Source organism: Pseudomonas fluorescens, assembly GCF_902497625.1.
Taxonomy (GTDB): domain Bacteria; phylum Pseudomonadota; class Gammaproteobacteria; order Pseudomonadales; family Pseudomonadaceae; genus Aquipseudomonas; species Aquipseudomonas fluorescens_BQ.
Genome location: NZ_CABVGX010000049.1, coordinates 13,717 through 35,154, shown reverse-complemented (window position 1 = coordinate 35,154; position 21,438 = coordinate 13,717). Strand labels below are relative to the sequence as shown.

At 55.1% G+C, this 21,438-nt stretch carries 24 protein-coding genes; all 24 read left to right on the top strand.

Going from position 1 to position 21,438, the window contains the following annotated elements; translation table 11 throughout:
• Positions 1-47 precede the first annotated feature (47 nt).
• Positions 48-548, top strand: coding sequence for a 50S ribosomal protein L10 (gene rplJ / locus F8N12_RS23135; RefSeq protein WP_150582441.1), 501 nt, complete (start codon positions 48-50; stop codon positions 546-548).
• An 80-nt stretch (positions 549-628) separates the two neighbouring features.
• The gene (gene rplL / locus F8N12_RS23130; RefSeq protein ID WP_007896630.1) at positions 629-994 is read left to right on the top strand and encodes a 50S ribosomal protein L7/L12; all 366 of its coding nucleotides are present in this window, start codon (positions 629-631) and stop codon (positions 992-994) included.
• A gap of 220 nt (positions 995-1,214) precedes the next feature.
• Positions 1,215-5,288, top strand: coding sequence for a DNA-directed RNA polymerase subunit beta (gene rpoB / locus F8N12_RS23125; RefSeq protein ID WP_010467260.1), 4,074 nt, complete (start codon positions 1,215-1,217; stop codon positions 5,286-5,288).
• Between the two features lie 64 nt (positions 5,289-5,352).
• Complete coding sequence (rpoC, locus tag F8N12_RS23120) at positions 5,353-9,552, top strand: DNA-directed RNA polymerase subunit beta' (protein ID WP_028621542.1); 4,200 nt, start codon at positions 5,353-5,355, stop codon at positions 9,550-9,552.
• A 216-nt stretch (positions 9,553-9,768) separates the two neighbouring features.
• Positions 9,769-10,140, top strand: coding sequence for a 30S ribosomal protein S12 (gene rpsL / locus F8N12_RS23115; RefSeq protein WP_002555494.1), 372 nt, complete (start codon positions 9,769-9,771; stop codon positions 10,138-10,140).
• A 118-nt stretch (positions 10,141-10,258) separates the two neighbouring features.
• Positions 10,259-10,729 carry a 30S ribosomal protein S7 gene (gene rpsG / locus F8N12_RS23110; protein WP_002555493.1) on the top strand — a complete coding sequence of 157 codons (471 nt, stop codon included), beginning with the start codon at positions 10,259-10,261 and terminating at the stop codon, positions 10,727-10,729.
• Between the two features lie 30 nt (positions 10,730-10,759).
• On the top strand, positions 10,760-12,865 hold the full coding sequence (gene fusA / locus F8N12_RS23105) for an elongation factor G (RefSeq protein ID WP_150582440.1): 2,106 nt from the start codon (positions 10,760-10,762) through the stop codon (positions 12,863-12,865).
• Positions 12,866-12,896: 31 nt separating this feature from the next.
• Positions 12,897-14,090, top strand: a complete 1,194-nt coding sequence (tuf, locus tag F8N12_RS23100) for an elongation factor Tu (protein ID WP_150582439.1) — start codon at positions 12,897-12,899, stop codon at positions 14,088-14,090.
• A 141-nt stretch (positions 14,091-14,231) separates the two neighbouring features.
• A complete protein-coding gene (gene rpsJ / locus F8N12_RS23095; protein ID WP_003186070.1) occupies positions 14,232-14,543 on the top strand; it encodes a 30S ribosomal protein S10 in 312 nt (103 codons plus the stop codon).
• 80 nt (positions 14,544-14,623) lie between these two features.
• On the top strand, positions 14,624-15,259 hold the full coding sequence (gene rplC / locus F8N12_RS23090) for a 50S ribosomal protein L3 (protein WP_150582438.1): 636 nt from the start codon (positions 14,624-14,626) through the stop codon (positions 15,257-15,259).
• Positions 15,260-15,271: 12 nt separating this feature from the next.
• Positions 15,272-15,874 (top strand): 50S ribosomal protein L4, encoded by a 603-nt coding sequence (rplD, locus tag F8N12_RS23085; RefSeq protein WP_007896707.1) that lies wholly within the window; start codon positions 15,272-15,274, stop codon positions 15,872-15,874.
• Positions 15,871-16,170, top strand: coding sequence for a 50S ribosomal protein L23 (gene rplW, locus F8N12_RS23080; protein WP_002555488.1), 300 nt, complete (start codon positions 15,871-15,873; stop codon positions 16,168-16,170). The genes rplD and rplW overlap by 4 nt, the downstream gene beginning before the upstream one ends.
• A 14-nt stretch (positions 16,171-16,184) precedes the next feature.
• A complete protein-coding gene (rplB, locus tag F8N12_RS23075) occupies positions 16,185-17,009 on the top strand; it encodes a 50S ribosomal protein L2 (protein WP_008030897.1) in 825 nt (274 codons plus the stop codon).
• Between the two features lie 16 nt (positions 17,010-17,025).
• A complete protein-coding gene (gene rpsS / locus F8N12_RS23070) occupies positions 17,026-17,301 on the top strand; it encodes a 30S ribosomal protein S19 (protein ID WP_002555486.1) in 276 nt (91 codons plus the stop codon).
• A 13-nt stretch (positions 17,302-17,314) separates the two neighbouring features.
• Positions 17,315-17,647, top strand: coding sequence for a 50S ribosomal protein L22 (gene rplV / locus F8N12_RS23065; protein ID WP_003103908.1), 333 nt, complete (start codon positions 17,315-17,317; stop codon positions 17,645-17,647).
• A gap of 13 nt (positions 17,648-17,660) precedes the next feature.
• Positions 17,661-18,347, top strand: coding sequence for a 30S ribosomal protein S3 (rpsC, locus tag F8N12_RS23060; protein WP_003176422.1), 687 nt, complete (start codon positions 17,661-17,663; stop codon positions 18,345-18,347).
• A gap of 12 nt (positions 18,348-18,359) precedes the next feature.
• Positions 18,360-18,773: a 50S ribosomal protein L16 gene (gene rplP / locus F8N12_RS23055; RefSeq protein ID WP_150582437.1), complete on the top strand. Its 414-nt coding sequence runs from the start codon at positions 18,360-18,362 to the stop codon at positions 18,771-18,773.
• Positions 18,773-18,964, top strand: a complete 192-nt coding sequence (gene rpmC / locus F8N12_RS23050; RefSeq protein ID WP_008030901.1) for a 50S ribosomal protein L29 — start codon at positions 18,773-18,775, stop codon at positions 18,962-18,964. The genes rplP and rpmC overlap by 1 nt, the downstream gene beginning before the upstream one ends.
• 2 nt (positions 18,965-18,966) lie before the next feature.
• The gene (gene rpsQ / locus F8N12_RS23045) at positions 18,967-19,233 is read left to right on the top strand and encodes a 30S ribosomal protein S17 (protein WP_003176419.1); all 267 of its coding nucleotides are present in this window, start codon (positions 18,967-18,969) and stop codon (positions 19,231-19,233) included.
• A gap of 23 nt (positions 19,234-19,256) precedes the next feature.
• Positions 19,257-19,625, top strand: coding sequence for a 50S ribosomal protein L14 (gene rplN / locus F8N12_RS23040; protein ID WP_002555479.1), 369 nt, complete (start codon positions 19,257-19,259; stop codon positions 19,623-19,625).
• An 11-nt stretch (positions 19,626-19,636) separates the two neighbouring features.
• A complete protein-coding gene (gene rplX / locus F8N12_RS23035; protein WP_003176416.1) occupies positions 19,637-19,951 on the top strand; it encodes a 50S ribosomal protein L24 in 315 nt (104 codons plus the stop codon).
• A 20-nt stretch (positions 19,952-19,971) separates the two neighbouring features.
• Positions 19,972-20,511 (top strand): 50S ribosomal protein L5, encoded by a 540-nt coding sequence (gene rplE, locus F8N12_RS23030; protein ID WP_028621545.1) that lies wholly within the window; start codon positions 19,972-19,974, stop codon positions 20,509-20,511.
• A 13-nt stretch (positions 20,512-20,524) separates the two neighbouring features.
• Positions 20,525-20,830 (top strand): 30S ribosomal protein S14, encoded by a 306-nt coding sequence (rpsN, locus tag F8N12_RS23025; RefSeq protein ID WP_028621546.1) that lies wholly within the window; start codon positions 20,525-20,527, stop codon positions 20,828-20,830.
• Positions 20,831-21,041: 211 nt separating this feature from the next.
• Positions 21,042-21,434: a 30S ribosomal protein S8 gene (gene rpsH / locus F8N12_RS23020; protein WP_003186040.1), complete on the top strand. Its 393-nt coding sequence runs from the start codon at positions 21,042-21,044 to the stop codon at positions 21,432-21,434.
• Positions 21,435-21,438: the final 4 nt, after the last annotated feature.

Below are 21,438 nucleotides of genomic sequence, written 5' to 3'. Positions count from 1 at the left end.
CATCCGGCTTCGGTTGGATGAAACGGTAACAAGCAGGAGTTAAACCCGTGGCAATTAAACTCGAAGACAAGAAGGCCATCGTCGCTGAAGTCAACGAGGCTGCCAATGTTGCCCTGTCTGCTGTTGTGGCTGATGCCCGCGGCGTGACAGTTGGCGCTATGACCGGACTCCGTAAAGAGGCTCGTGAAGCTGGCGTTTACGTACGTGTTGTACGTAACACCCTGCTCAAGCGCGCCGTTGCTGGCACTCAATATGACGTGCTCAACGACGTGTTCACTGGCCCGACCTTGATTGCATTCTCCAAAGATCATCCGGGCGCTGCTGCTCGTATCTTCAAGGAATTCGCAAAAGGTCAGGATAAGTTCGAGATCAAGGCAGCTGCGTTCGAGGGCAAGTTCCTCGCAGCTAATCAGATCGACGTACTGGCAAGTCTGCCGACCCGTGACGAAGCAATTTCTCAGCTGATGAGCGTGATTCAAGGCGCAACCAGCAAATTGGCTCGTACTCTGGCGGCCCTTCGCGACCAGAAAGAAGCTGCCGCAGCCTAAGGCTGAGCGACTCCTTTCAGCGTTTATTGTTTATTTCGATGGCCGCGTAGGCTGTCACCCCAATACAGGAATTTATAGTCATGTCTCTGACTAACGACCAAATCATCGAAGCAATCGGCGAAAAATCCGTTCTGGAAATCGTTGAGCTGATCAAGGCCATGGAAGAGAAGTTCGGCGTTTCTGCTGCCGCTGCTTCCGCTGGTCCAGCTGCTGTTGCTGCCGTTGTTGAAGAACAAACTGAATTCAACGTCATGCTGACCGAAGCTGGCGAGAAGAAAGTTAACGTGATCAAGGCAGTACGTGAACTGACCGGTCTGGGCCTGAAAGAAGCCAAGGCAGTAGTTGACGGCGCTCCTGGCATCGTTCTGGAAGCTGTATCGAAAGACGCAGCTGACAAAGCAAAAGCCACTCTGGAAGAAGCAGGCGCTAAAGTCGAGCTGAAGTAAGCATCGACTTTGCACCTCCAGCCCGAGCGTTAAGCGAAAGGCTGATGGCTGGTGGCTCTTGCCACCGGCCTTTTTCCGTTATTGGCTGCCGACTGGGTCGGTGCCGGTAGCGAGCTGTAACCACCCGATGCGGTGGCGCAAACCATGGGGTTTGCACGATTTTCTGGCTGCTCCCGTCGGGAGGGGCCAAACAAGCAGGTGACCAAGCTGGGGAACGCTGATGGCTTACTCATATACTGAGAAAAAACGTATCCGCAAGGACTTTAGCAAGTTGCCGGACGTCATGGATGTGCCGTATCTCCTGGCAATCCAGCTGGATTCGTATCGTGAATTCTTGCAGGCGGGAGCGACTAAAGATCAGTTCCGCGACGTGGGCCTGCATGCGGCCTTCAAATCCGTTTTCCCGATCATCAGCTACTCCGGCAATGCTGCGCTGGAGTACGTCGGTTATCGCCTGGGCGAACCGGCATTTGATGTCAAAGAATGCGTATTGCGCGGTGTAACTTACGCCGTACCTTTGCGGGTAAAAGTGCGCCTGATCATTTTCGACAAAGAATCGTCGAACAAAGCGATCAAGGACATCAAAGAGCAAGAAGTCTACATGGGTGAAATCCCCCTGATGACTGAAAACGGTACCTTCGTAATCAATGGTACCGAGCGTGTAATCGTTTCCCAGCTGCACCGTTCCCCGGGCGTGTTCTTCGACCACGACCGCGGCAAGACGCATAGCTCCGGCAAACTGCTGTACTCCGCGCGCATCATTCCTTACCGTGGTTCGTGGCTGGACTTCGAGTTCGACCCGAAAGACTGTGTATTCGTGCGTATCGACCGTCGTCGCAAGCTGCCTGCATCGGTACTGCTGCGCGCGCTCGGCTATACCACTGAAGAAGTGCTCGACGCGTTCTACACCACCAACGTTTTCCACCTGAGCGGCGAAACCCTCAGTCTGGAACTGATTGCTTCGCGTCTGCGTGGTGAGATCGCTGTTCTTGATATTCAGGACGAGAAGGGCAAGGTCATCGTTGAGGCGGGTCGCCGTATTACCGCGCGCCACATCAACCAGATCGAGAAAGCCGGTCTCAAGACCCTGGAGGTGCCTCTGGACTACGTCCTGGGTCGCACTACCGCCAAGGCCATCGTGCACCCGGCAACCGGCGAAATCCTGGCAGAGTGCAACACCGAGCTGAACACCGAGATCCTGGCAAAAATCGCCAAGGCTCAGGTCGTTCGCATCGAAACTCTGTACACCAACGATATCGACTGCGGTCCGTTCGTCTCCGACACCTTGAAGATCGACTCCACCAGCAACCAATTGGAAGCGCTGGTCGAGATCTATCGCATGATGCGTCCAGGCGAGCCGCCAACCAAAGACGCTGCCGAGACTCTGTTCAACAACCTGTTCTTCAGCCCTGAGCGTTATGACCTGTCTGCGGTCGGCCGGATGAAGTTCAACCGTCGTATCGGTCGTACCGAGATCGAAGGTTCGGGCGTGTTGTGCAAGGAAGATATCGTCGCGGTTCTGAAGACCCTGGTCGACATCCGTAACGGTAAAGGCATCGTCGATGACATCGACCACCTGGGTAACCGTCGTGTTCGCTGCGTAGGCGAGATGGCCGAGAACCAGTTCCGCGTTGGCCTGGTACGTGTTGAGCGTGCGGTCAAAGAGCGCCTGTCGATGGCAGAAAGCGAAGGCCTGATGCCGCAAGACCTGATCAACGCCAAGCCAGTGGCTGCGGCGGTGAAAGAGTTCTTCGGTTCCAGCCAGCTTTCCCAGTTCATGGACCAGAACAACCCGCTGTCCGAGATCACCCACAAGCGTCGTGTGTCTGCACTCGGCCCTGGCGGTCTGACTCGTGAGCGTGCTGGCTTTGAAGTTCGTGACGTACACCCGACTCACTACGGTCGTGTATGCCCGATCGAAACGCCGGAAGGTCCGAACATCGGTCTGATCAACTCCCTGGCTGCCTATGCGCGCACCAACCAGTACGGCTTCCTTGAGAGCCCGTACCGTGTGGTGAAAGACGCTCTGGTCACCGACGAGATCGTTTTCCTGTCCGCCATCGAAGAAGCCGATCACGTGATCGCTCAGGCTTCGGCCACGATGAACGACAAGAAAGTTCTGATCGACGAGCTGGTAGCTGTTCGTCACCTGAACGAGTTCACCGTCAAGGCGCCGGAAGACGTCACCTTGATGGACGTATCGCCGAAGCAGGTAGTTTCGGTTGCAGCGTCGCTGATCCCGTTCCTCGAGCACGATGACGCCAACCGTGCGTTGATGGGTTCGAACATGCAGCGTCAAGCTGTACCCACCCTGCGCGCTGACAAGCCGCTGGTCGGTACCGGCATGGAGCGTAACGTAGCCCGTGACTCCGGCGTTTGCGTCGTAGCTCGTCGTGGCGGTGTTATCGACTCCGTTGACGCCAGCCGTATCGTGGTTCGTGTTGCTGATGACGAAGTTGAAACCGGTGAAGCTGGTGTCGACATCTACAACCTGACCAAATACACCCGCTCCAACCAGAACACCTGCATCAACCAGCGTCCGCTGGTGCGTAAGGGTGATCGGGTTCAGCGCAGCGACATCATGGCCGACGGTCCGTCCACCGACATGGGTGAACTGGCGCTGGGTCAGAACATGCGCATCGCCTTCATGGCATGGAACGGCTTCAACTTCGAAGACTCCATCTGCCTGTCGGAACGCGTTGTTCAAGAAGACCGCTTCACCACGATCCACATCCAGGAACTGACCTGTGTGGCGCGTGACACCAAGCTTGGGCCTGAGGAAATCACTGCAGACATCCCGAACGTGGGTGAAGCTGCACTGAACAAGCTGGACGAAGCCGGTATCGTTTACGTAGGTGCCGAAGTAGGCGCGGGCGACATCCTGGTCGGTAAGGTCACTCCGAAAGGCGAGACCCAGCTGACTCCGGAAGAGAAGCTGTTGCGTGCGATCTTCGGTGAAAAAGCCAGCGACGTTAAAGACACCTCCCTGCGTGTGCCTACCGGCACCAAGGGTACCGTCATCGACGTACAGGTCTTCACTCGTGACGGTGTTGAGCGTGATGCTCGTGCCCTGTCGATCGAGAAGACTCAGCTCGACGAGATCCGCAAGGATCTGAACGAAGAGTTCCGTATCGTTGAAGGCGCGACTTTCGAACGTCTGCGTTCCGCTCTGGTCGGCCACAAAGCCGAAGGCGGCGCCGGCCTGAAGAAAGGTCAGGACATCACCGATGAAGTTCTCGACGGTCTTGAGCATGGTCAGTGGTTCAAACTGCGCATGGCTGAAGATGCTCTGAACGAGCAGCTCGAGAAGGCTCAGGCCTACATCGTTGATCGTCGCCGTCTGCTGGACGACAAGTTCGAAGACAAGAAGCGCAAACTGCAGCAGGGCGATGACCTGGCTCCAGGCGTGCTGAAAATCGTCAAGGTTTACCTGGCAATCCGTCGTCGCATCCAGCCGGGCGACAAGATGGCCGGTCGTCACGGTAACAAAGGTGTGGTCTCCGTGATCATGCCGGTTGAAGACATGCCGCACGATGCCAATGGCACCCCGGTCGACGTCGTCCTCAACCCGTTGGGCGTACCGTCGCGTATGAACGTTGGTCAGATCCTTGAAACTCACCTGGGCCTCGCGGCCAAAGGTCTGGGCGAGAAGATCAACCGGATGATCGAAGAGCAGCGCAAAGTCGCCGAGCTTCGTAAATTCCTCGACGAGATCTACAACCAGATCGGTGGTCGTAACGAAGATCTGGACAGCTTCTCCGACCAGGAAATTCTGGATCTGGCGAAAAACCTGCGTGGCGGCGTTCCAATGGCCACTCCAGTGTTCGACGGTGCCAAGGAAAGCGAAATCAAGGCCATGCTGAAGCTGGCAGACTTGCCAGAAAGCGGCCAGATGCAGCTGACCGACGGCCGTACCGGCAACAAGTTCGAGCGCCCGGTTACTGTTGGCTACATGTACATGCTGAAGCTGAACCACTTGGTAGACGATAAGATGCACGCTCGTTCTACCGGTTCGTACAGCCTGGTTACCCAGCAGCCGCTGGGTGGTAAGGCACAGTTCGGTGGTCAGCGTTTCGGGGAGATGGAGGTCTGGGCACTGGAAGCATACGGTGCTGCTTACACTCTGCAAGAAATGCTCACAGTGAAGTCGGACGATGTGAACGGCCGTACCAAGATGTACAAAAACATCGTGGATGGCGATCACCGTATGGAGCCGGGCATGCCCGAGTCCTTCAACGTGTTGATCAAGGAAATTCGTTCCCTCGGCATCGATATCGATCTGGAAACCGAATAACACGTGACGCGAATCGAGAGCGGGGCAGGATTGCCCGCTCTCTGCTCCGCCAGGAGGAAAGGCCTTGAAAGACCTACTGAATTTGCTGAAAAACCAGGGTCAAGTCGAAGAGTTCGACGCCATCCGTATTGGATTGGCATCGCCTGAGATGATCCGTTCGTGGTCGTTCGGTGAAGTTAAAAAGCCGGAAACCATCAACTACCGTACGTTTAAACCTGAACGTGACGGCCTGTTCTGCGCCAAGATCTTTGGCCCGGTAAAGGATTACGAGTGCCTGTGCGGTAAGTACAAGCGCTTGAAGCACCGTGGCGTGATCTGCGAGAAGTGCGGCGTTGAAGTCGCGCTGGCCAAGGTTCGTCGTGAGCGCATGGCGCACATCGAACTGGCTTCGCCAGTTGCCCACATCTGGTTCCTGAAATCGCTGCCGTCGCGTATCGGCTTGCTGATGGACATGACCCTGCGTGATATCGAACGCGTTCTCTACTTCGAGAGCTATGTCGTTATCGATCCGGGCATGACCACCCTTGAAAAAGGTCAGTTGCTGAACGACGAGCAGTACTTCGAAGCGCTGGAAGAGTTCGGCGACGATTTCGATGCCCGCATGGGTGCCGAAGCTGTCCGCGAACTGCTGCACGCTATCGACCTGGAGCACGAGATTGGCCGCCTGCGTGAAGAAATTCCGCAAACCAACTCCGAAACCAAAATCAAGAAGCTGTCCAAGCGTCTGAAGTTGATGGAAGCCTTCCAGGGTTCCGGCAACCTTCCAGAATGGATGGTGCTCACCGTTCTGCCGGTTCTGCCGCCGGATCTGCGTCCACTGGTCCCGCTGGATGGCGGTCGCTTCGCGACTTCCGACCTCAACGATCTGTATCGTCGAGTGATCAACCGTAACAACCGCTTGAAGCGTCTGCTCGATCTGTCCGCTCCGGACATCATCGTTCGCAACGAAAAGCGTATGTTGCAGGAAGCTGTCGATGCACTGCTCGACAACGGTCGTCGTGGTCGCGCTATCACCGGTTCGAACAAGCGTCCTCTGAAATCCCTGGCTGACATGATCAAGGGTAAGCAGGGTCGTTTCCGTCAGAACTTGCTCGGTAAGCGTGTTGACTACTCCGGTCGTTCGGTAATTACCGTTGGTCCGACCCTGCGTCTGCACCAGTGCGGTCTGCCGAAGAAAATGGCCCTCGAGCTGTTCAAGCCGTTCATTTTCGGCAAGCTGGAAATGCGTGGTCTCGCGACCACCATCAAAGCTGCCAAGAAGATGGTCGAGCGCGAGCTGCCTGAGGTTTGGGACGTGCTCGCTGAAGTGATCCGTGAACACCCGGTTCTCCTCAACCGTGCACCGACCCTTCACCGTCTGGGTATCCAGGCGTTTGAACCGGTACTGATCGAAGGTAAGGCTATCCAGCTGCACCCTCTGGTCTGCGCCGCGTACAACGCCGACTTCGACGGCGACCAAATGGCCGTGCACGTACCGCTGACACTGGAAGCCCAGTTGGAAGCGCGCGCGTTGATGATGTCGACCAACAACATTCTGTCGCCAGCCAACGGTGAGCCAATCATCGTTCCTTCGCAGGACGTTGTATTGGGTCTGTACTACATGACTCGTGAAGCGATCAACGCCAAGGGCGAAGGTCGTGTGTTCGCGGATCTGCAGGAAGTTGACCGTGTGTTCCGTGCCGGCGAAGCCGCACTGCACGCCAAGGTCAAAGTCCGCATCCACGAAACCGTCAACGATCGTGATGGTGGCAGCGTCAAGAACACCCGTATCGTCGACACAACCGTCGGTCGTGCGCTGTTGTTCCAGGTTGTTCCACCTGGCCTGTCCTACGACGTCGTTAACCAGCCGATGAAGAAAAAGGCGATCTCCAAGCTGATCAACCAGTGCTACCGCGTGGTTGGTTTGAAAGAGACCGTGATCTTCGCTGACCAGTTGATGTACACCGGTTTTGCCTATTCGACCATCTCCGGCGTTTCCATCGGTGTTAACGACTTCGTTATCCCGGATGAAAAAGCCCGCATCATCAATGCTGCAACCGATGAAGTGAAAGAGATCGAAAGTCAGTACGCCTCCGGCCTGGTAACCCAGGGCGAGAAGTACAACAAAGTGATCGACCTTTGGTCCAAGGCGAACGACGAAGTTTCCAAGGCGATGATGGCCAACCTCTCGAAAGAGAAAGTCATCGACCGTCATGGCGTCGAAGTCGACCAAGAGTCCTTCAACTCGATGTACATGATGGCCGACTCGGGCGCACGGGGTTCTGCTGCGCAGATCCGTCAGCTCGCCGGTATGCGTGGCCTGATGGCCAAGCCGGACGGTTCCATCATCGAAACGCCGATTACTGCGAACTTCCGTGAAGGTTTGAGCGTACTTCAGTACTTCATCTCCACTCACGGTGCTCGTAAAGGTTTGGCGGATACCGCACTGAAAACTGCGAACTCCGGTTACCTGACTCGTCGTCTGGTAGACGTGGCGCAGGATCTGGTTGTGACCGAGATCGATTGCGGCACCGAACATGGCCTGGTAATGACTCCGCACATTGAAGGCGGTGACGTTGTCGAGCCGCTGGGTGAGCGCGTATTGGGTCGTGTCATTGCTCGTGACGTGTTCAAGCCGGGTACCGAAGAAGTCATCGTTCCTGGTGGCACTCTGGTAGACGAGAAGTGGGTCGAGTTCATCGAGCTGAACAGCATCGATGAAGTGATCGTGCGTTCGCCGATCAGCTGCGAAACCCGCTACGGCATTTGCGCCAAGTGCTACGGCCGTGATCTGGCCCGTGGTCACCAGGTGAACATCGGTGAAGCGGTCGGCGTTATCGCTGCCCAGTCCATCGGTGAGCCGGGTACCCAGCTGACCATGCGTACGTTCCACATTGGTGGTGCGGCAAGCCGGACCTCCGCAGCTGACAGCGTTCAGGTGAAGAATGGCGGTACCGTTCGTCTGCATAACCTGAAGCACGTTGAGCGAGTGGATGGTTGCCTGGTTGCTGTGTCCCGTTCCGGTGAGCTGGCAATCGCTGATGACTTCGGTCGTGAGCGTGAGCGTTACAAGCTGCCGTACGGTGCTGTGATCTCGGTTAAGGAAGGTGACAAGGTCGACGCTGGCGCAATCGTGGCCAAGTGGGATCCGCACACTCACCCAATCGTTACCGAGATGAAAGGTACCGTGACCTACGTGGGCATGGAAGAAGGCATCACGATCAAGCGTCAGACTGACGAATTGACCGGTATGACCAACATTGAAGTCCTCGACGCCAAAGACCGTCCAGCTGCCGGTAAAGATATCCGTCCTGCTGTGAAGATGGTTGATGACAATGGCAAGGATCTCTTGCTGCCGGGTACTGACGTAATTGCTCAGTACTTCCTGCCTGCTAACGCCCTGGTTGGTGTAGCGGACGGCGCGAAGATTGCGATCGGTGATGTTATCGCTCGTATCCCGCAAGAGACTTCGAAGACCCGTGACATCACCGGTGGTCTGCCACGTGTTGCCGACTTGTTCGAAGCACGTCGTCCGAAAGAAGCCTCGATCCTGGCTGAAGTCAGCGGCACCATCGCGTTCGGTAAAGAGACCAAAGGCAAGCGCCGTCTGGTCATTACCCCGAACGACGGTACCGATCCGTACGAAGAGCTGATTCCGAAGTGGCGCCACCTGAACGTCTTCGAAGGCGAACAGGTAAACCGCGGCGAAGTTATCTCCGACGGCCCGAGCGATCCACACGACATCCTGCGTCTGCTGGGTGTGAGTGCGCTGGCCAAGTACATCGTGAACGAGATCCAGGACGTATATCGTCTGCAAGGCGTGAAGATCAACGATAAGCACATCGAGACCATCCTGCGTCAGATGCTGCGTAAAGTTGAAATTGCTGAATCCGGCGATTCCACTTTCATCAAGGGCGACCAGATGGAATTGACTCACGTTCTGGTAGAGAACGAGCGTCTGGCTGGCGACGAGAAATTCGTTTCCAAGTTCACTCGCGTGTTGCTGGGTATCACCAAGGCGTCGTTGTCCACCGAATCGTTCATCTCGGCGGCTTCCTTCCAGGAAACCACTCGTGTACTGACCGAAGCGGCGGTAACCGGCAAGCGCGATTATCTGCGCGGCCTGAAAGAGAACGTGGTCGTGGGTCGTCTGATCCCGGCCGGTACCGGTTTGGCTTATCACAGCGAGCGTAAGCGTCGTCGTGAAGCAGACAAGCCGCTGCGCGTAAGCGCCAGTGAAGTGGAAGCTGCACTGACCGAAGCGCTGAACTCAAGCGGTAACTGAGTTCTGCAATAAATGAGCGTAAGGCCCTGGCCGCTCCGTTCATCGAATCGAGACGATTTGTCGAGGTTGGATGAGTGGAGGCGTCGGGGCCTTGCCTTGACTGGGGGCAAGATCCTCTTTAGACTCTTGTACCCCTAAATTTGGCGGGAATTCGTTCCTGCCATTTTGCTTTTCTTGCAAGACAATAGCGTCGCAAGACAACAGTGGAGCTAGTAGATGGCAACTATCAACCAGCTGGTACGTCAGCCGCGTAAGCGTATCGTCGAGAAATCCGACGTGCCTGCGCTGCAGAACTGCCCGCAACGTCGTGGCGTATGCACCCGTGTGTATACCACCACGCCGAAAAAACCTAACTCGGCACTGCGTAAAGTATGCCGCGTGCGTCTGACCAACGGTTTCGAGGTTTCCTCGTACATCGGCGGTGAAGGCCACAACCTGCAAGAGCACAGCGTGGTACTGATCCGCGGCGGTCGTGTAAAAGACTTGCCAGGTGTTCGTTACCACACCGTACGCGGCTCTCTGGATACTTCCGGCGTTAAAGGTCGTAACCAGGGTCGTTCGAAGTACGGTACCAAGAAGCCTAAGTAGTAGTGGCTTTTTGTAGACACTGATTTTCTATTTTTCTGAGTCGATAAGAGTAAGGTCGGAGGCGTCCCGCAAGGGCACCGATTCCGAACGAACCTGAAGACCGTTTGAGGGCTTATCCATGCCAAGAAGACGCGTAGCAGCCAAGCGCGAAGTGCTTGACGATCCAAAATACGGAAGCCAAATCCTGGCCAAGTTCATGAACCACGTGATGGAAAGCGGCAAGAAAGCCGTTGCCGAGCGTATCGTTTATGGCGCGCTGGAAAAGGTTAAAGAACGCAAGAACAGCGACCCCCTGGAAATCTTCGAGAAAGCTCTCGACGCCATCGCTCCGCTGGTCGAAGTAAAGTCGCGCCGTGTAGGCGGTGCCACTTACCAGGTTCCGGTCGAAGTTCGTCCGTCCCGTCGTAACGCTCTGGCAATGCGCTGGTTGGTAGACTTCGCGCGCAAGCGCGGCGAGAAGTCTATGGCTCTGCGTTTGGCTGGCGAACTGTTGGACGCTGCCGAAGGTAAAGGTGCTGCAGTTAAGAAGCGTGAAGACGTGCACCGTATGGCTGAAGCTAACAAAGCTTTCTCGCACTACCGCTTCTAATTTTAGCGTCACTAATTTTGCGAGGGCTTTATGGCTCGTACAACACCGATTAATCGCTACCGTAACATTGGTATCGTTGCTCACGTGGATGCTGGTAAGACCACCACCACCGAGCGCGTCCTTTTTTACACTGGCAAAAGTCACAAAATGGGCGAGGTGCATGACGGCGCCGCGACCACAGACTGGATGGTTCAGGAGCAGGAGCGTGGTATTACCATTACTTCTGCTGCCATTACCGCCTTCTGGCAGGGTTCCGAGAAGCAGCACAAGGACCAATACCGCTTCAACGTCATCGACACCCCGGGTCACGTGGACTTCACTATTGAAGTTGAACGTTCCCTGCGTGTTCTCGACGGCGCGGTCGTTGTGTTCTGCGGCACTTCGGGTGTTGAGCCTCAGTCGGAAACCGTATGGCGTCAAGCCAACAAGTACGGCGTTCCACGTCTTGTTTACGTAAACAAGATGGACCGTGCCGGTGCAAACTTCCTGCGCGTAATCGGTCAGATCAAGCAGCGTCTGGGTCACACTCCGGTGCCAATCCAGTTGGCTATCGGTTCCGAAGACAACTTCCAGGGTCAGATCGATCTGATGGCTATGGAAGCTGTTTATTGGAATGACTCCGACAAAGGTATGGTTCCAGTTCGTAAGCCTATCCCTGCTGAACTGCAGGAGCTGGCTGACGAGTGGCGCGGCAACATGGTTGAGGCTGCGGCCGAAGCCAGCGAAGAGCTGATGAACAAGTACCTCGAAGGTGAAGAACTCACCAACGCGGAAATCAAGGCCGCTCTGCGTCAGCGTACTATCGCTGGCGAAATCGTCCTGGCTGTTTGCGGTTCTTCCTTCAAGAACAAGGGCGTTCCCTTGGTTCTCGACGCCGTTATCGATTACCTGCCTGCTCCAACTGATATTCCTGCCATCAAGGGTACTGACCCTGATGACGAGGAAAAGCAGATGGAACGCCACGCAGATGACAGCGAGCCGTTCTCGGCTCTGGCTTTCAAAATCGCTACCGACCCATTCGTGGGTACTTTGACCTTTGTTCGAGTTTACTCGGGCGTGTTGGCCTCCGGCGACGGCGTGATCAACTCGGTTAAAGGCAAGAAAGAGCGCGTGGGTCGTATGGTGCAGATGCACGCAAACGCCCGTGAAGAAATCAAGGAAGTACGCGCTGGTGACATCGCAGCCTTGATCGGCATGAAGGACGTCACCACTGGCGAAACCTTGTGCAGCGCTGACAAGCCAATCATCCTGGTTCGCATGGACTTCCCGGAGCCGGTTATTTCGGTTGCCGTTGAGCCTAAGACCAAGGATGACCAGGAAAAAATGGGTATCGCTCTGGGCAAGCTTGCTCAGGAAGATCCATCTTTCCGCGTCAAGACTGATGAAGAGACTGGTCAAACGATCATCTCCGGCATGGGCGAGTTGCACCTGGACATCCTGGTTGACCGGATGCGCCGTGAGTTCAACGTCGAAGCCAACATCGGTAAGCCTCAGGTTTCCTATCGTGAGCGCATCACGAAGAACTGTGAAATCGAAGGCAAGTTCGTTCGTCAGTCCGGCGGTCGTGGTCAGTTCGGCCACTGCTGGATCCGTTTTGCTCCTGCTGACGAAGGTCAGGAAGGTCTGCAATTCGTGAACGAAGTAGTGGGTGGTGTGGTTCCTAAGGAATACATCCCGGCTATCCAGAAGGGTATCGAAGAGCAGATGAAGAACGGCGTTGTTGCCGGCTATCCGCTGATCGGCCTGAAGGCAACTGTGTTTGATGGTTCCTACCACGACGTCGACTCCAACGAGATGGCGTTCAAGGTGGCTGCATCCATGGCGACCAAGCAACTGGCCCAGAAGGGCGGTGGTGAGCTGCTTGAGCCGATCATGGCGGTAGAGGTTGTTACACCTGAAGACTATATGGGTGACGTGATGGGCGACCTTAACCGTCGTCGCGGCATGATCCTGGGTATGGAAGATACGGTTTCCGGCAAAGTGATTCGTGCCGAGGTTCCGTTGGGTGAGATGTTCGGTTACGCAACCGACGTTCGCTCCATGTCCCAAGGTCGCGCAAGCTACTCTATGGAATTCAAAAAATACAATACGGCTCCGTCGCACATCGTCGAAACCGTTACCAAAAAACAAGGCTGATTCAGCCCCTTTAGGCTAGGAGTTAATTGTCGTGGCTAAAGAAAAATTTGATCGTTCCCTTCCGCACGTCAACGTTGGCACCATCGGTCACGTCGACCACGGTAAAACCACGCTGACTGCTGCTCTGACTCGCGTCTGCTCCGAAGTTTTCGGTTCGGCCGTTGTTGCTTTCGACAAGATCGACAGCGCTCCGGAAGAAAAGGCTCGTGGTATCACCATCAACACCGCGCACGTTGAATACAACTCGCTGATCCGTCACTACGCTCACGTTGACTGCCCAGGTCACGCTGACTATGTGAAGAACATGATCACCGGTGCTGCTCAGATGGACGGCGCTATCCTGGTTTGCTCGGCCGCTGATGGTCCGATGCCACAAACTCGTGAGCACATCCTGCTGTCCCGTCAGGTTGGCGTTCCGTACATCGTTGTCTTCCTGAACAAGGCTGACATGGTAGACGACGCTGAGCTGCTGGAACTGGTTGAGATGGAAGTGCGCGATCTGCTGAGCACTTACGACTTCCCGGGCGACGACACTCCGATCATCATCGGTTCGGCTCTGATGGCTCTGAACGGCCAAGACGACAACGAAATGGGCACTACTGCCGTTCGTAAACTGGTTGAGACTCTGGACAGCTACATCCCGGATCCAGTCCGTGTTATCGACAAGCCGTTCCTGATGCCAATCGAAGACGTATTCTCGATCTCCGGTCGCGGTACTGTTGTAACTGGTCGTATCGAGCGCGGTATCGTCAAGGTTCAGGATCCACTGGAAATCGTTGGTCTGCGTGACACCACTGTCACCACCTGCACCGGTGTTGAAATGTTCCGTAAGCTGCTCGACGAAGGTCGTGCTGGCGAGAACTGCGGCGTGCTGCTGCGCGGCACCAAGCGTGACGACGTTGAGCGTGGCCAGGTTCTGGTCAAGCCAGGCTCGGTCAAGCCGCACACTACCTTCGAAGCTGAAGTGTACGTGCTGAGCAAAGAAGAAGGCGGTCGTCACACTCCGTTCTTCAAAGGCTACCGTCCACAGTTCTACTTCCGGACCACTGACGTGACCGGTAACTGCGAACTGCCGGAAGGCGTTGAAATGGTAATGCCAGGCGACAACATCAAAATGGTTGTCACCCTGATCAAGACCATCGCAATGGAAGACGGTCTGCGTTTCGCTATTCGTGAAGGCGGTCGTACCGTCGGCGCTGGCGTCGTAGCCAAAATCATCGCTTAATAAGTGATGATCTGAAAAAGCCCCCGCTTAGCGGGGGCTTTTTTATTGGGTTGACACCTATTTGGGGCGTCTATAGAATTGCGCCTCCTTTTAACGGGCGTATTGCGCTCGGTGGGAATAGCAGCCGGAGTCTGAAATCCAATGCAAAATCAGCAAATCCGTATCAGGTTGAAGGCTTTTGACCATCGCCTGATCGACCAATCCACCCAGGAAATCGTGGAAACCGCGAAACGTACTGGTGCTCAAGTGCGTGGTCCAATTCCACTGCCTACCCGTAAAGAGCGGTTCACCGTTCTGGTCTCCCCGCACGTCAACAAAGACGCGCGTGACCAGTACGAGATCCGTACTCATAAGCGTGTTCTGGACATCGTCCAGCCAACGGATAAAACCGTTGATGCGCTTATGAAGCTTGATCTTGCGGCCGGTGTGGAAGTGCAGATCAGCCTCGGCTAAGACTCGGTCTTAGTCGTGTAACGCTCTGAAATGGGCGGCCATAGCGGGTGAAAGCCCCGTACACTCATGAGGTTTACAACATGACTATTGGTGTAGTCGGTCGTAAATGCGGTATGACCCGTATTTTCACCGAAGAAGGTGTCTCCATTCCGGTCACGGTCATTGAGATCGAGCCGAATCGCGTCACCCAGTTCAAAACTGAAGAGACCGATGGCTATCGTGCAGTGCAAGTCACTGTAGGCGAGCGTCGTGCTTCGCGTGTTACAGCTGCTCAGGCTGGCCACTTCGCTAAGGCGAACGTTGCCGCTGGTCGTACCGTAATGGAATTCCGTCTTGAAGAAGGCGAGTACCAGGCCGGCGATCTGATCGACGCTGAAATCTTCGCCGCTGGTCAACTGGTTGATGTAACCGGTCAGTCCAAGGGTAAAGGCTTCCAGGGTACGATCAAGCGTTGGAACTTCCGCGGGCAAGATAATACCCACGGTAACTCCGTGTCCCACCGCGTTCCAGGCTCTATCGGCCAGTGCCAGACTCCTGGTCGTGTATTCAAGGGCAAAAAAATGTCCGGTCATATGGGCGCTGAGCGCGTGACCGTGCAGTCTCTTGAAGTAGTGCGCGTGGACGCTGAACGCAATCTGTTGTTGGTCAAGGGCGCTGTTCCTGGCGCTACTGGCGGCAACTTGGTTGTACGTCCAGCAGCCAAGGCTCGCGGTTAAGGGGAAGCTGACATGCAATTAAATGTAAATGACGCTCAAGCGATCGAAGTTTCCGAACTGACATTTGGCGGCGAATTCAACGAGACGCTGGTTCACCAAGCAGTCGTGGCCTACATGGCCGGCGGCCGTCAAGGTAGCAAGCAGCAAAAGACCCGTTCCGACGTTCGTGGTGGCGGTAAGCGCCCTTGGCGTCAGAAAGGTACTGGCCGCGCGCGTGCCGGTACTATCCGTAGCCCAATCTGGCGCGGCGGCGGTACCACTTTCGCAGCTCGTCCTCAGGATCACACCCAGAAGCTGAACAAGAAGATGTATCGCGCAGCAATGCGTTCCATCCTTGCTGAGCTGGTGCGTACTGATCGTCTGGTTGTGGTTCAGGACTTCGCTGTTGATGCACCGAAGACCAAAGATCTGCTGAACAAACTGACCGGCATGGGCCTGACTGACGTCTTGATCGTGTCTGAAGTGGTTGATCAGAACCTGTACCTTGCTGCTCGCAACCTGCCACACGTTGATGTACGTGACGTGCAAGGTTCCGATCCAGTTAGTCTGATCGCATACGACAAGGTGTTGATCACCGTGTCGGCCGTGAAGAAATTCGAGGAGCTGCTGGGATGAACCAGGAACGCGTATTTAAAGTTCTGCTCGGCCCGCACGTTTCCGAGAAGGCTACGGTTCTGGCTGACAAAAAAGGCCAGTTCGTTTTCAAGGTTGCAACTGACGCAACCAAGCTGGAAATCAAGAAGGCCGTCGAAAGCCTGTTCAGCGTGAAAGTAGAGCGTGTTACTACCCTGAATGTTCTGGGTAAGAGCAAGCGCACTGCTCGCGGTCTGGGCAAGCGTAATGACTGGAAGAAGGCAGTTATCTCCCTTCAGCCAGGCCAAGATCTCGATTTCAGCAGCAGTGCTGAGTAAGGAAGGGGTGCATCATGGCAATCGTTAAATGCAAACCGACTTCCCCTGGCCGCCGTCATGTGGTCAAGGTGGTCAACCAGGAGCTGCATAAAGGCGCTCCTCACGCACCGCTGCTCGAGAAGAAATCGAAGTCTGGTGGTCGTAACAACAATGGTCGTATTACCACTCGTCACATCGGTGGTGGCCACAAGCAGCATTATCGTCTGGTCGATTTCCGTCGCAACGACAAAGATGGCATTCCAGCCACTGTCGAGCGTATTGAATACGATCCAAACCGTACTGCTCACATTGCTCTTATGCTGTACGCAGACGGCGAACGCCGTTACATCATCGCCCCTAAAGGCGTGAATGCTGGCGACCAGCTGATTTCGGGTGCTTTGGCTCCGATCAAGCCAGGTAACCAGTTGCAACTGCGCAGCATTCCAGTTGGTAGCACCGTACACGGCATCGAATTGAAGCCGGGTAAAGGCGCGCAAATCGCTCGTTCCGCTGGTGCTTCGGCTCAGCTGATCGCTCGTGAAGGTGTCTACGTGACCCTGCGTCTGCGTTCCGGTGAAATGCGTAAAGTTCTGGCTGAATGCCGTGCGACTCTGGGCGAAGTCTCGAACTCCGAGCACAGCCTGCGTTCGTTGGGTAAAGCTGGTGCCAAACGCTGGCGTGGCGTTCGCCCAACCGTTCGTGGTGTTGCCATGAACCCGGTTGACCACCCACATGGTGGTGGTGAAGGTCGTACCTCTGGTGGTCGTCATCCGGTATCGCCGTGGGGCTTCCCGACTAAGGGCGCGAAGACTCGTGGTAATAAGCGTACCGACAAAATGATCGTCCGTCGTCGCAAGTAAATAGAGGGATACGACAGTGCCACGTTCTCTGAAAAAAGGTCCTTTTATTGATCTTCACCTACTGAAGAAGATCGAAGTGGCGGCGGAAAAGAATGATCGCAAACCAGTTAAAACCTGGTCGCGTCGTTCGATGATCCTGCCACAAATGGTCGGTCTGACCATTGCAGTGCATAACGGTCGTCAACATGTCCCAGTTCTTGTGAACGAAGACATGGTCGGCCACAAACTAGGCGAGTTTGCCGGTACCCGCACTTATCGTGGGCACGTGGCAGACAAGAAAGCCAAGCGTTAAGGGGTAAGGAACGATGGAAGTAGCCGCTAAGTTGTCGGGCGCTCGAATCTCCGCCCAGAAAGCCCGCTTGGTCGCCGACCAGATCCGCGGGAAGAAGGTGGGCGAAGCGCTCAACCTGTTGGCTTTCAGCAGTAAGAAAGCCGCCGAGATCATGAAGAAAGTGCTGGAGTCGGCCGTAGCCAACGCCGAGCATAACGAAGGCGCAGACGTTGATGACCTTAAAGTCAGCACCGTTTTCGTCAACGAAGGGCGTTCGCTGAAGCGAATCATGCCACGTGCCAAAGGCCGTGCTGATCGCATCGTCAAGCGGTCTTGCCATATCACTGTCAAGGTTGCTGACAAGTAACGGAGTCGAAGAGATGGGTCAGAAAGTACATCCCATTGGCATTCGCCTGGGAATCGTCAAGGAGCACACCTCCGTCTGGTACGCAGACGGTCGGACTTATGCGGACTATTTGTTCGCTGATCTGAAAGTGCGTGAGTATCTCCAAGACAAACTAAAAAGCGCGTCCGTAAGCCGTATCGATATCCATCGTCCGGCTCAAACAGCACGTATCACCATCCACACTGCTCGTCCGGGTATCGTTATCGGGAAGAAAGGTGAAGATGTTGAGAAACTGCGTCAGGACCTGACCAAACAAATGGGTGTGCCTGTGCACATCAATATCGAAGAAATCCGCAAGCCGGAACTCGACGGTATGTTGGTTGCGCAGAGCGTAGCTCAGCAGCTGGAGCGGCGCGTAATGTTCCGTCGCGCTATGAAGCGCGCTGTACAGAACGCAATGCGCATTGGTGCCAAAGGCATCAAAATCCAAGTGAGCGGTCGTCTCGGCGGTGCTGAAATCGCACGTACTGAATGGTATCGCGAAGGTCGTGTGCCACTGCACACCCTGCGTGCCGACATCGACTATGCCAACTACGAAGCTCACACCACTTATGGTGTGATCGGTGTAAAGGTTTGGATCTTCAAAGGCGAAGTAATTGGTGGTCGCCAAGAAGAGCTGAAACCGCAAGCACCAGCGCCTCGTAAAAAAGCTGCTAAGTAAGGGGTACGCCAAATGTTGCAACCAAAGCGTACGAAGTTCCGCAAGCAAATGACTGGTCACAACCGTGGCCTGGCATTGCGCGGTAGCAAAGTCAGCTTCGGCGAGTTCGCGCTGAAGTCTGTTGCTCGTGGTCGTCTCACCGCTCGTCAGATCGAGTCAGCGCGTCGTGCTCTGACCCGTCACGTAAAACGTGGCGGCAAGATCTGGATCCGTGTATTCCCGGACAAGCCTGTCACCAAAAAGCCACTCGAAGTTCGGATGGGTAAAGGTAAAGGTAGCGTGGAATACTGGGTTGCCCAGATTCAGCCAGGCAAAGTCCTGTATGAAATCGAGGGCGTTTCTGAAGAGCTGGCGCGTGAGGCTTTCGCCCTGGCTGCTGCAAAGCTGCCACTCGCCACCTCCTTTGTTAAACGGACGGTGATGTGATGAAAGCGAATGAACTTCGTGAAAAAGACGCGCCGCAGCTTAACGAGCAACTGCTCGGCCTGCTGCGCGACCAGTTCAATCTGCGCATGCAGAAAGCAACTGGCCAGTTGGGGCAGTCTCACCTGCTCCGGCAAGTTAAGCGTGACATCGCTCGCGTGAAGACTGTGCTCAAACAGCAGGCAGGTAAGTAATCATGGCTGAAGCCGAAAAAACCGTCCGTACGCTGACTGGCCGTGTTGTCAGCGACAAAATGGACAAGACCATCACCGTTCTGATCGAGCGTCGCGTAAAGCACCCGATCTACGGTAAATACGTTAAGCGTTCGACTAAGCTGCACGCGCACGACGAAACCAATCAGTGCCACATCGGCGACAAAGTCACTATTCGTGAAACTCGTCCTTTGGCCAAGACCAAGTCTTGGGCGCTGGTTGATGTTCTCGAACGCGCTGTGGAAGTCTAAGGACTAGGGGTCGGAGAAATTATATGATTCAGACTCAATCCATGCTCGATGTGGCCGATAACAGCGGCGCACGCCGCGTTATGTGCATCAAGGTGCTGGGTGGCTCCCATCGTCGTTACGCTGGTATCGGTGACATCATCAAAGTTACCGTGAAGGAAGCAATTCCTCGCGGTAAAGTGAAAAAAGGCCAAGTGATGACTGCTGTTGTAGTCCGCACTCGTCACGGCGTACGTCGTGCTGATGGCTCCATTATCCGCTTTGATGGCAACGCTGCTGTTCTTTTGAACAACAAGCAAGAGCCGATCGGCACCCGTATCTTTGGGCCAGTGACCCGTGAACTTCGTACTGAGAAGTTCATGAAGATCGTCTCGCTCGCCCCAGAAGTGCTGTAAGGAGATCCGACATGCAAAAGATTCGTCGTGACGACGAGATCATCGTGATCGCCGGCAAAGACAAAGGTAAGCGCGGTAAGGTGCTTAAGGTTCTCGCTAACAACCGTCTGGTTATTGGCGGTCTGAACCTGGTCAAGCGTCATACCAAGCCTAACCCGATGTCGGGCGTACAAGGCGGTATCGTCGAAAAAGAAGCTCCACTGGACGCTTCTAACGTCGCCATTTTCAACGGCGAAACCAACAAGGCTGATCGCGTTGGTTTTAAAGTAGAAGACGGCAAGAAAATTCGTGTCTTCAAGTCGACCCAAAAAGCGGTTGATGCTTGAACACTGCTAGGTAGAAGACCATGGCACGACTAAAAGAGATTTACTGGAAGGAAATCGCACCGAAGCTTAAGGAAGAACTTAAGCTTTCGAACGTGATGGAAGTTCCACGCGTTACCAAAATCACCCTGAACATGGGTCTGGGCGAAGCGGTCGGTGACAAAAAAGTCATCGAGCACGCTGTTGCCGACCTGGAAAAGATCACCGGTCAGAAAGTCATCGTGACTTACGCTCGGAAATCCATCGCTGGCTTCAAAGTCCGTGAAGGTTGGCCGATCGGCGTCAAAGTGACCCTGCGCCGTGAGCGTATGTATGAATTCCTGGATCGTCTGCTGTCGATCTCCCTGCCTCGGGTTCGCGACTTCCGCGGCCTGAATGCCAAGTCCTTCGATGGTCGTGGTAACTACAGCATGGGCGTTAAAGAGCAGATCATCTTCCCGGAAATCGACTACGACAAGATCGATGCTCTCCGCGGTCTGGACATTACCCTGACCACCACTGCCAAGAACGATGATGAAGGTCGCGCGTTGTTGCGTGCTTTCAAATTCCCGTTCCGCAACTGATTGGAGTAGGAAAATGGCCAAGACGAGCATGAAAAACCGTGAGCTGAAGCGTCAGCTCACTGTTGCCAAGTACGCCAAAAAGCGTGCAGCACTGAAAGCTATCATCGTGGATCTGAACGCAAGTCCAGAAGCACGTTGGGAAGCAACAGTTGCTCTGCAGAAGCAGCCACGTGACGCAAGCGCATCGCGCATGCGTAACCGCTGCCGCTTGACCGGTCGTCCGCACGGCGTTTACCGCAAGTTCGGCCTCGGCCGTAACATGCTGCGCCAAGCAGCAATGCGTGGCGACGTACCGGGTCTGGTTAAAGCCAGCTGGTAAGCAACATCTCAAAGTCTCGGTGAGAGGGGTCGCAAGATCCTGACCACCGGTGACCTTGAACTTGAATCAAGCCCCTTTTGGGGCTTGATTCATTTGTGGGGTGTGTCTAGAATACCCGGCTCGCCTGAGCCCGTGCTTTTTTCGCATGGATGTACTCGGCGACACGTAGTAGCCGCAAGGCTAATTTTTTTGTATTAGGAGCGTCTAGCCCATGAGTATGCAGGACCCGTTAGCGGACATGCTAACTCGTATCCGTAATGCCCAGATGGCTGAAAAGTCCGTCGTAAGCATGCCATCTTCTACTTTGAAGGTAGCTGTTGCCAAAGTCCTGAAGGACGAAGGTTACATTGCGGGTTATCAGATCAGCAGCGAAATCAAACCACTGCTGTCCATCGAGCTGAAGTACTTCGAAGGCCGTCCGGTCATCGAGGAAGTGAAGCGCGTTAGCCGTCCAGGCCTGCGTCAGTACAAGTCCGTCGATGATCTGCCAAAAGTTCGTGGCGGTCTCGGTGTGTCTATCGTCTCCACCAACAAAGGTGTGATGACGGATCGTGCTGCGCGCGCTGCCGGTGTCGGCGGCGAAGTTCTTTGCACTGTGTTCTAAGGGG